At 71.9% G+C, this 9,168-nt stretch carries 8 protein-coding genes; 1 reads left to right on the top strand and 7 read right to left on the bottom strand.

The genetic code is table 11. The features are described 5' to 3' along the window. Positions 1 to 144 precede the first annotated feature (144 nt). From AWX74_RS38405 to AWX74_RS38375, 7 genes are read right to left on the bottom strand one after another with little or no spacing between them, the layout of a single operon-like run. Positions 145 to 606 carry an NUDIX hydrolase gene (locus tag AWX74_RS38405; RefSeq protein WP_091287338.1) on the bottom strand — a complete coding sequence of 154 codons (462 nt, stop codon included), beginning with the start codon at positions 604 to 606 and terminating at the stop codon, positions 145 to 147. Between the two features lie 21 nt (positions 607 to 627). Then, entirely contained in the window at positions 628 to 2,247 is a 1,620-nt protein-coding gene (locus AWX74_RS38400) for a carbamoyltransferase family protein (RefSeq protein ID WP_091287335.1), read from the bottom strand. Continuing rightward, positions 2,247 to 3,110, bottom strand: a complete 864-nt coding sequence (locus tag AWX74_RS38395; RefSeq protein ID WP_091287332.1) for a nucleoside/nucleotide kinase family protein — start codon at positions 3,108 to 3,110, stop codon at positions 2,247 to 2,249. Before AWX74_RS38395 ends, AWX74_RS38400 begins: the two co-directional genes overlap by 1 nt. Position 3,111: 1 nt before the next feature. Next, positions 3,112 to 4,143, bottom strand: a complete 1,032-nt coding sequence (locus AWX74_RS38390; RefSeq protein ID WP_091287329.1) for a Gfo/Idh/MocA family oxidoreductase — start codon at positions 4,141 to 4,143, stop codon at positions 3,112 to 3,114. Next, entirely contained in the window at positions 4,140 to 5,042 is a 903-nt protein-coding gene (locus AWX74_RS38385) for a sugar phosphate isomerase/epimerase family protein (RefSeq protein ID WP_091287326.1), read from the bottom strand. The genes AWX74_RS38390 and AWX74_RS38385 overlap by 4 nt, the downstream gene beginning before the upstream one ends. Beyond that, complete coding sequence (locus tag AWX74_RS38380) at positions 5,039 to 6,283, bottom strand: methionine adenosyltransferase (protein ID WP_165615976.1); 1,245 nt, start codon at positions 6,281 to 6,283, stop codon at positions 5,039 to 5,041. Before AWX74_RS38380 ends, AWX74_RS38385 begins: the two co-directional genes overlap by 4 nt. Next, positions 6,283 to 7,095, bottom strand: coding sequence for a glycosyltransferase (locus AWX74_RS38375; RefSeq protein WP_165615975.1), 813 nt, complete (start codon positions 7,093 to 7,095; stop codon positions 6,283 to 6,285). The genes AWX74_RS38380 and AWX74_RS38375 overlap by 1 nt, the downstream gene beginning before the upstream one ends. A gap of 356 nt (positions 7,096 to 7,451) precedes the next feature. Between AWX74_RS38375 and AWX74_RS38370 the strand changes: the two genes are divergently transcribed. Then, complete coding sequence (locus AWX74_RS38370) at positions 7,452 to 8,810, top strand: NsdA family TPR-like regulatory protein (protein ID WP_091287320.1); 1,359 nt, start codon at positions 7,452 to 7,454, stop codon at positions 8,808 to 8,810. Positions 8,811 to 9,168 lie beyond the last annotated feature (358 nt).

Raw genomic sequence — 9,168 nt, 5'->3', positions numbered from 1 at the left:
GCCGGGAAAGGGAGACCACAGATCAGCCCGCCCGCCACGGCGCCACGGCACCCCCAGCACCAAGGAAACCAGCACCGGACCGGGCAACGAACCAGGCGACCGAGTGGGGACCCTGCGGGGCCGAAGACTTCTTCAGGCCGCAGGTCAGCGCAGGATGATGGGCTTCTCGGGTGGGCCTTCGGCGAGTACGCCGGTGACGAGTTCGCCGAGGTTGTGAGGGTAGACCGTCTCCCGGGTGGTCTGCAGGTTCTCTAGGGTCCACCAGCGCTGCGATCGGATGTTGTCTGGTTGGGTGGCTCGATCTGGGTCGATGTCGGCAGGCACGACTCGCGCGAGGAAGTACTTCTCGACCTGGCGGACCTGGAGGCCGCCGACGGGGTGGTCCGTGCGGCGTTCCGCGATCTGGGCGCCGAGGTCGACGTTCTCGGCGCCCAGTTCCTCGCGTAGTTCCCGAAGTACGGCGGTGGGGTAGTCCTCGCCCGGTTCCAGGCTGCCGCCCGGGGTGGCCCAGAAACCGTCGTTCTCGTCGTAGTGGAGCAGCAGGATGCGCTGGTCGGGATCGAGAACGACGGCTCGGGCCGCCTTCCGCAGCGGCGGGGTGCTCATGGCGTCAGTTTGGCAGGCGGTTCAGTCCCGTTCGACGAGGTAGTCACCGATGCACAGGGCGTCGAGGTCGCATGCCTGGAAGGTCGCCAGGGCGTGTGCCGGGGTTTCCACGATGGGTTCCCGGTCGTTGAGGCTCGTGTTGAGCACGAGCGGGGTTCCGGTGATCTGGTGGAAGTGCTCGATCAGGGAGGCGAACGTCGGGGCGGAGTGCGGGTCGACGGTCTGGACGCGGGCGGTCCGGTTGACGTGGACGACTCCTGCGATCCTGTCCGCGCGGCCCGGTCTGACCGGCGGGGCGAGCAGCATGTAGGGGCTGGGGACGTCGAGGTCGAACCACTCGGGTGCGTGGCTGGCGAGGACGGCAGGCGCGAACGGCCGGAACGGTTCGCGGTGCTTGATGCGGTGGTTCAGGGCGTCGGAGCTGGTGGTGGTGCGGGGGTCGGCGAGGATGCTGCGGGCGCCGAGGGCGCGGGGGCCGAGTTCGCTGCCGCCCTGGAACCAGCCGATGATGTGGCCTGCGGAGATCATCTGGGCGGCGGTGGCGGCGATGTCGCTTTCGCGCCGCCACCGGTAGGGGGTGCGGCGGCGTTCGACCAGTCCGGAGCGCGGGTCTCGGGTGAGGGCCTGCTCGATCTCGGTGTCGGTGTAGGTGCGGCCGAAGTAGTCGTGGGTGAGTGGCCGGCGCGGGAGGTCGCCGGTCACCTGGTGCCAGGCGTAGAGGGCGCAGCCGAGGGCCTGGCCCCGGTCGGAGGAGGCTGGGGGCGCGAAGTATCCGGTGACCGTGTCCAGGCGGCGGAGCTTGTCGGCGGCCACGCAGTTGAGGGCGACGCCGCCAGCGAAGCACAGGTTGGTCAGCCCGGTGGCGGCGATGGTCTGCTCGGCCAGGGCGCACAGGGCCTGTTCGGTCTGGGCCTGGACGTACGCCGCGGCGTCGATGCCACGCGGGTGGCCGCCCCGGCTGTCAGACGGGCCGAAGTCGGCGCCGGTCTGCCGCGCGAGCTCGGCGACGCCGGGGGCGTGGGTGTGGGTGAGACGGCCTTGGACGGTGGCGCCGGTGACGTCGAACAGCGGGGTGTGGTGGGCGTCCGGGTTGCCGTAGGAGGCGAGGGCCATCGTCTTGCCGGCTTCCTGTTCGTGCCATCCGAGCCAGTTCGTGAACGCCTCGTAGGTGGCGCCGATGGCGCCGGCGCGGGGCCGGGTGGCCGGGTTGCCGCCGAGTCGGTGGATGCCGTCGCGGGTGGCGGCGTAGAAGGTCTCGGTGTCGTGGTGGTTCCCGCCGCCGTCGACGACGAGGACGGTCGCCTCGTCGTGGGGGCTGAGGCAGTATGCCGTGTACGCGTGGCTGAGGTGGTGGTCAATGGGGATGATCCGCGCGGGGGTTACGCCGAGGTGGGTGAGGCCGGTCTCGGCCGCGGTGGGTGGGTGGTGTCCGATGCCGCTGACCGCGATCAGGTCGACGTCTTCCAGCGGTATGTCGGCGGCGCGTAGGCAGTACAGGAGGGCGGCCTGCCAGCCGGGGCTGTAGCGGGTGCGGTTGAGGCGTTCCTCGCTGATCGCGACCATTGTGGTGTCGGTGATGAGGGCGGCGCCGCCGTCGTGGCCGAGGTTGATGCCGGCGACGACCGGGGTGGGGGCGGTCATCAGCCGGCCCTGCGTGTGGGTTCGGCCAGCAGGTCCCACAGCCGGGTGTGGCCCGTCGCGTCGCGGTGCAGGGCGCCGAGTTGGCACAGCTGGACCGTGCCGCCGCGGTGGTCGAGCGGTTCGGTGAAGGGGTGACCGAAGCTCTCCAGCCCGCCAAGAGCGTGGTAGACGGTCCGGAAGCGCGGGTCGAGTGCCGGGCGGACGTTTGGGGTGGTGGTGGTGAGGGTCGCCGCGGTGTCGGTGAGGCCGGCGTCGGCGAGGAGGCCGCTGACCTGGGCGAGGACGGTGTCCGGGCTGGCTCCGTCGGTCTCGATGATCAGTGGTGGGGTGGGGCACAGGGTCGGGGCGATGTCGGTGTAGAAGGTGTGCAGTCGCTGCAGCAGTTCTTCGTCGAACCACTGTTTCCAGCGGGGCCGTTCGGCCACGTTCCCGCGGCGTGTCAGGCTCTCGCCGGGGCTGACCAGCAGGATCACGGTGAGGACCCGTTCGGGTAGGGCGGGGGCGATGTGGCGGGCGTAGAAGTCGCGGGCGGTGCGGTAGGGCAGGCTGTCGTCCGCGCGGGTCGCCCAGCAGTAGGCAAGGGCGCCGAGGTGGTTGCGGTCGCAGACCAGCAGCCGGGTGGCGGGGTCGGCGGCGAGCCGGGCGCAGGCGCGGGCCTTGTCCAGCTCGTGCCGCAGGAACCACAGGCTGTGTCCCGCGTTGGAGGGATGCACGGGAGTCCGTAGGCCGGTGCTCAGCCGTGCGTTGGGTTCGGTGAACCACAGGCACTCGTCGCCCAGGACGGGCACCATCCGCGCGAGCAGGGAGGTCTTGCCGGCTCCGGGGGGCCCGTCGAGGACGAGGACGGGGGCGTCAGGGGGCATGTCAGTCCTTCCGGGGACGCGGGCCGGGGCGGCACAGGGCGGCCAGCTCGAGCGCGAGGTCTTCCACCCGCACCGCGAGGGCGGCGCTGGTGGGCAGATCGGCCGGGTACTGTCCGGCCAGTCGGTCGTTGATGGCCTGCCACATGGCGGCGAACGGGTCGGGGAAGCCGGTCTGCTCGCCGGTGGCGGTGGTGACGCGGGTCGCGGTGGACGGTTCGTAGGGGCGGGCGAAGTCGACCGTGGCCGCGTCCGCCGGACCGCTGAAGTGGACCTGTTCCAGGAAGCGGCCCGGTGCCGTCGCGCTGATGACCAGGGTGAACGGCTCGGCGGCCGAGCCGAAGAGCAGCGCGTGCAGTGACTGGCCGTCGGTGTCCAGGGTGCACGCGGCCGGGGTGACGCCGGGGACGGCCAGCGCCAGGGCGGTCAGCAGGTGGTAGCCCTGCCACAGCAGGATCTTCAGCGCGGTCACCTGGTGCGGGTCGGCGAGCCGTTCGGGCACCGCCTGGGGCGGGTCGTCGGCGAAGGTGTAGGGGTTGAAGCCGGGAGGTAGCAGGCGACGCCGTGCCGCCTCGTCGACGCCGTCGGCCTTGAGCAGCCAGCCGCCGGCCGGGTCGGGTACGGCCGCGAGAGCGGCGTGCAGCGCCGGATCGTGGGCGCGCATCGCCCCCACCTCCAGCAGCAGCCCCGCTTGCTGCGCGCGGGCGGCCAGCGTCCGGGTTGTGGTGAGGTCCAGGCTGACCGGCTTCTCGGTGAACATGTGCACCTGCGCGTCGAGTGCCGCGTCGATCAGGTCCTCGTGGACGCCGGTGAGGACCACCAGCATGTCCGCGCCGTCGAGCAGGTCCTGGGTCGTCCCCGCGACGCGGGGCACGGCGAAGCGAGCGGCGGCGGCGCGGGCCCGCGCGGTGTCACGGTCGGCCAGCGCCGTCACTTCGAAGGCGGGGTGGGCGGTGAGCAGCGGGAGGTGGAGACCGAACGCGGCGGCGCCGCAGCCGGCGACGGCCAGCCGCCACGGCCTGGTCCGCGGGGTCATCGGGCTGCCTCCCGGGGGGGCCAGCAGCCGGTGGCCGCGCGATGGGAACGGGCGGCGATCTCGTCTTCGGGCAGGGCCCGCAGGACGGGGTTGAACAACTCCACCGATGCGGGCCCGTGGTAGCCGACCCGGTGCAAGGCGTCGGCGAAGACGGACCAGCGCAGGGCGCCGTCGCCGGGGAAGAGCCGCAGGCCGTCCGTCCACCCGCGTGCGGTGCCCGTGTGGGGGACGTCGGCGATCTGCACGTGCCCGACCCCGCCCGTGCCGAGAGCCGTGATGTGGCCGGGGTCGGCTCCGGCGACCGCCCAGTGGAAGGAGTCGACCAACACCGCGGCGTTCGCGGTTCCGCTGTCATGCAGCAGTTCGGCGACGGCGGGCAGAGTGACGGCCACCGGGTGCGGCCCGTCGAGCTCGGGTGGCAGCCCATCGGTGATGCTCACGGCCTCCACCGCGAGGCGGACGCCGTAGTCGGCGGCGGTGTCCGCGAGCTGGGCGATCCTCGTCCGCGCGAGGGCCAGGGACTCGCTCTGGCGCAGCGAGGAGTACGGGTTCAGCACGGTCGTCGCGACGGGGCAGCCCAGCGCGGCGAACGTCGTCAGCCGGGTGGGAAGGGTCCGCAGATGCTCGTCGTACGCGGCGCTGTCGACCAGCAGCGGGGCGGGCAGGACAGGCCCGGCGGGCAGGATCCCGCTGGCAGCGGCCACGGTCAGTCCGTGCTCGGCCAGCAGGTCACGCACCCGGGCGGCGCCCAGGGCCTGGACCTGCTGGATGGACAGCTCGACCGCCGTGAATCCGCCGGCCGCCGCCAGGGCGAGGAAGTCGGGCAGGTCGACCCCGGAGAGGGTGGCGGGGTTCAGACAGGGCCGAAACGGGGCGGCGACCCCGACGCTGCGGCTCATGCGGTGGCCAGCTTCCCGGTCAGCAGCCGCTCCCGCAGACCGTCCAGGTCCGCCATCACGCTCGTGAGGACTCGGCGGGCGTCGGACACGAACACCGGGTTCGGGCCGGATGTCTGGACGATGGCCTGCCACGGGTCGGCCAGGTCACGGCCCGACTGCGAGACGAGAGCGACCGCGCACTCCAGCCCGGTCTCCTCATGCAGCCGGCGGGCGGCCTCGGTCGCGGCCAGGTTGTAGAGCTTGCCCACGTGGTAGACAGGGTTCTTGCCGGAGACGCCTTCGGCCGACCAGGGGCGGAACATCGAGATCAGCCCGTTGGAACGGTTACCCCGTCCGACCACGCCCTCGTCACCGGACTCAATCGATGACCCGGTGGCCGTGAGATAGAGCTCGGGCCGGCTGTCCTGGTCGCGGGTGTTCACGAAGACCTCGACGTCCACGCCTGGCGCGATCCGCGTGGCCGTCGCCGCGATCAGCTCCCGGGCCAGGGCCCGGCGGTCGATGTAGGTGTCCAGGTCCGGGGTGTGGCGGGCGATCTGCGGCACGCACGCCGTCAGGCGGACGCTGGCGCCGGTGCGCACGACCATCAGCTTGATGTCCGTGCCGAAGTACGGGTGCTCGGCGCGGAACCCCTCGCTGCTCAAGTGCGTCTCGATGCCGCTGGCCAGCTGTTCCCCGATACCCAGCGGGAAGTAGCCGACGCCGGCGGAGGTGTCGTTGGAGAACAGCCGGTGCCGCTCGGCGAGGTCGTCCAGGCTCCGCGGGGCGAACCATCGCTGCCGGGACGCCTCCCGATCGGCGTTCCCGCCGCCGGTGACCGCTCCCGGGCTCGACGCCTGCGTCAGCCGGGGCCTCACCCGCACCCACCGTTCGGTGTCCAGCAGCGGCAGGGCGGCGCCCAGGAAGTCGCGGGCCGCGGTGGTGACGATGTCCTCGACGGGCAGCGACTCCTCGCCCAGCGCGGCCGTGATCCGCCCGTTGACCAGGACCTGGATCGGGGCGGTTATCTCGCCGTGTCCGAACGTCACCTCGGCGCCGCCGCCGAGCAAGGCGAGCTTGTCGGTGTTGTGGTGCAGGATCGCGCCGAAGTGGTCCAGGCAGTACGCGCTGTAGGCGCGGGAGATCGCCTCCGCCATGCCATCGGCGAGGGTGTCGGGGTGGCCGGAACCCTTCCGCTCGATCACCTCGACGGCGCTCTCGGCGGCAACCGGGTACAGCCCCGCGGTCGTGATGACGTCCATCAGCAGCTCTCCATGGTTTTCTGGACGGGCATGACAGGCAGCGCGATCGGGCGGCGACCGAGTAGCCGCAGACGTCCGCGCTCCAGGTGATAGGCCCCGATCCGAGCCAGGTCGCGGACCGACTCCGCGGCGCGGGAGCCGTCCAGGAAGCCCCATCCGGCGGCCAGCCCGTTCACGGCCCGGCATACGGACTCACGTCCGGCCTGGATCGCGGCGGGCTCGACCCGGACGCTGAGGTGCATCCGGGCGACACACACCCCGTGGCCGGCGCCCTGGCGGACGAAGTACCGCAGCGTCGTCTCCGGCCGGTAGACGGGATGGGAGACGACGGCGGCCGGCTCGATCAGGGTGTGATGACCGGCCTGGCGGGCGCGGTCGACGAACTCCAGGTCCTCGCAGTCTCCGAGCCACCGGCCCCGGCGTCCCAGGTCGGTGCGGAACAGCCCGAGGTCGAGGGCGGTCTGACGCTCGAACAGCAGGTTGCAGCCGGTGACCCAGTACGGCCACACCGCCGGCTCCCGGTGATCGGGCCAGTCCACCGCGCCGTGGCACTCCCGCAGGGCCTTCGTCAGCACGGTCGCCGCGCCGTCGGGGTACTCCACGACGGTGCGGCCACCGACGGCGAACACGTTCTCCTCCTCGATCGCGGTCACCAGGGTCCGCAGCCACTCCGGCTCGGGTGTGATGTCCGGATCGGTGAGGGCGACGTAGCGGCCCCGGGCCGCGCAGATCCCGCGGTTACGTCCCGCGCTCAGCCCCGGCGTCGGCTCGTACAGCACCCGCACCGCGAACGGCCAGCCCCCTCCCCGCACCGCATGGCGATCGGGCGGACCGGTCCGGGCAGGTCGTTGTCCACGACCACCGCCTCGAACCGGTCGGGGGGCATGCTCTGGCGGGCAAGGGCATCCAGCAGGTTCCGCAGCCGCGCAGTGTTCCCGCGGGCGCTCACCACGACCGACACCAGCGGCGCGTCCGGCTCTCCCATCGGCGCTCCCTCCTTCACACGGCGTGTACGGCGGGCTCCATGGCACCGCCGCCCGCCCCGGTCGGGGAAGGCGAAACCTGTTGCTGCGCTGTTGCCGAGCCCGCGCCGAACCACTCCCCGACGGTCGGGCGAGTGGCTACTGTCCGAAGCACCGAAGGCGGCGTTGCGTGAGAGGGGGCCGCGATGTCCGCCCAGCCGCTCTTACAGCACCCGCTGGCCGCGCTGCGCTCCGAGCTCGACCTGACCGCGGCGAAGTACCTGGACCGGCTCGACGACGCGCACCACGCGCTCGGCTACGGCCGGATGGCCAAACGCCGGGAGAAGGTCTCCCGCTGGGAGACCGGCGTCAACGACCCCAACGAACCCGCCCGCTACGCGATGGCCCACCTCCACGGCATCCCGCCAGAGGCCGTCACCGAACTCGGCTGGCCCGCGTTCCTTCTGCTCGCCTTCCCCGACGACCGCCCAGTTCTCGACAACCCCTGGACCCCTGTGGGTACCGTGGCAGCAGTAGCGGCCACCGCTCGGGGAGGCTCCATGGACCGACGGGCGTTCCTGATCTCCAGCGGTGCCGCGCTGACCGGCATCGCGACCAACTGGAGCACCGCGGTCGCCACCCCGCCACTACCCCTCGACGCCACCGGCCGCCGTCTCGACCCCGACATCATGACCCGGCTCGAAAACCGCCTCGACGACCTGCGGCACCTCGACGACGTCCTCAGCGGCAGCGAACTGCTCCCGGCCGCCCTCGAGGAATACAGGCTCCTCGACCGGATCGCCTGTAACGCGACCTGCGACAGCGCCCTGAGCCGCCGCCTGTTCTCCGCCCTCGCCGAAGCCTCCCGGATCTGCGGCTGGCTGCACTTCGACGCCGACCAGCACGCACAGGCCCAACGCTTCTACATCACCTCCCTACGCGCTTCAGCCTCCGCGGGAGACACCGAGGTCGGGGCGAACACCATGAACTTCATGGCCATCCAGACCTACACCACGGGCAACCCGCAGGACGCCGTCAACCTCGTGCGGACCGCCCAGGACCGCGTGACGGGCTCGACCACCCCCCGTGTCTGCGCCCTGCTCCACGCCCGCGCCGGCCGGGCCCTGTCCAAAACCGGAGACCTCAAAGGCTGCGCCAAAGAGTTCAACGCCGCCCGCGACGCCTTCTCCCGCGGCGCCCACGACGACGACCCATCCTGGGCCTACTCCATCACCGAAGGCGAAATCGAGATGCTCGCCGGCTCCTCCGCCCTCGACCTCGGCGACCCCCACCGCGCCCTGCACAGCTTCACCGCCGCCCAGCAGGCCGAGTACAGCGCCACCGGACACGTACGCGACAACCTGCTTTACCTCACCCGCTCCGCCCGCGCCCATCTCGAACTCGGCGACCTCGACGCCGCCTGCACCGCTGCGACAGACGCTTTCCACCAGAACAGCAGCGTCAATTCCTCCCGCCCCTCCGACGCCCTCGATGACCTCCGCGACCGGCTCACCCCCCACCGGGATGTACCTGCCGTCCGCGAGTTCCTCAGCATCAGCGCATAGCCGGTTGAACGACTGCGTAGTACTGCCCTCGGCCGGTGACTGGGACACCTGGTTCGGGTGTAGGAGAAATGGGGCTGAGCTGGGCCTCTCGCCGAGAGCGCGGTGAGTTTGTCGAGCGAAGGGCGGTGCTTCGTCATCACTCCGCTTCTCTGGCCGCAAGCGCATGCGATCACATTTCGGCTCCGTTGGATAGGGCCGAGTGCCGGCGGGCGTCCTTCCCCCGCTCGAGCGAGCACCTCTCGCTGAGACCTGATCGCTGCGGCGGTGCCCGCGGGAACCGGCCCCGCGGGCACCCCGGGGCGGGGTCAGCCGCCGGCGCCGGCGCTGGCGGTGACGGCCGCGACCAGCTCGGCGTTCT

The sequence above is a fragment of the Parafrankia irregularis genome, from assembly GCF_001536285.1.
GTDB lineage: Bacteria > Actinomycetota > Actinomycetes > Frankiales > Frankiaceae > Parafrankia > Parafrankia irregularis.
The sequence above is the reverse complement of the archived record's forward strand: the minus strand, read 5'-3'. Positions and strand labels throughout refer to the sequence as shown.

What these genes read in the sequence shown, in the direction of transcription:
- AWX74_RS38380 (WP_165615976.1), bottom strand. Translation starts at nt 6,283, where the DNA reads ATGGACGTCATCACGACCGCGGGGCTGTACCCGGTTGCCGCCGAGAGC.
- AWX74_RS38400 (WP_091287335.1), bottom strand. Translation starts at nt 2,247, where the DNA reads ATGACCGCCCCCACCCCGGTCGTCGCCGGCATCAACCTCGGCCACGAC.
- AWX74_RS38395 (WP_091287332.1), bottom strand. Translation starts at nt 3,110, where the DNA reads ATGCCCCCTGACGCCCCCGTCCTCGTCCTCGACGGGCCCCCCGGAGCC.
- AWX74_RS38390 (WP_091287329.1), bottom strand. Translation starts at nt 4,143, where the DNA reads ATGACCCCGCGGACCAGGCCGTGGCGGCTGGCCGTCGCCGGCTGCGGC.
- AWX74_RS38405 (WP_091287338.1), bottom strand. Translation starts at nt 606, where the DNA reads ATGAGCACCCCGCCGCTGCGGAAGGCGGCCCGAGCCGTCGTTCTCGAT.
- AWX74_RS38385 (WP_091287326.1), bottom strand. Translation starts at nt 5,042, where the DNA reads ATGAGCCGCAGCGTCGGGGTCGCCGCCCCGTTTCGGCCCTGTCTGAAC.
- AWX74_RS38370 (WP_091287320.1), top strand. Translation starts at nt 7,452, where the DNA reads ATGTCCGCCCAGCCGCTCTTACAGCACCCGCTGGCCGCGCTGCGCTCC.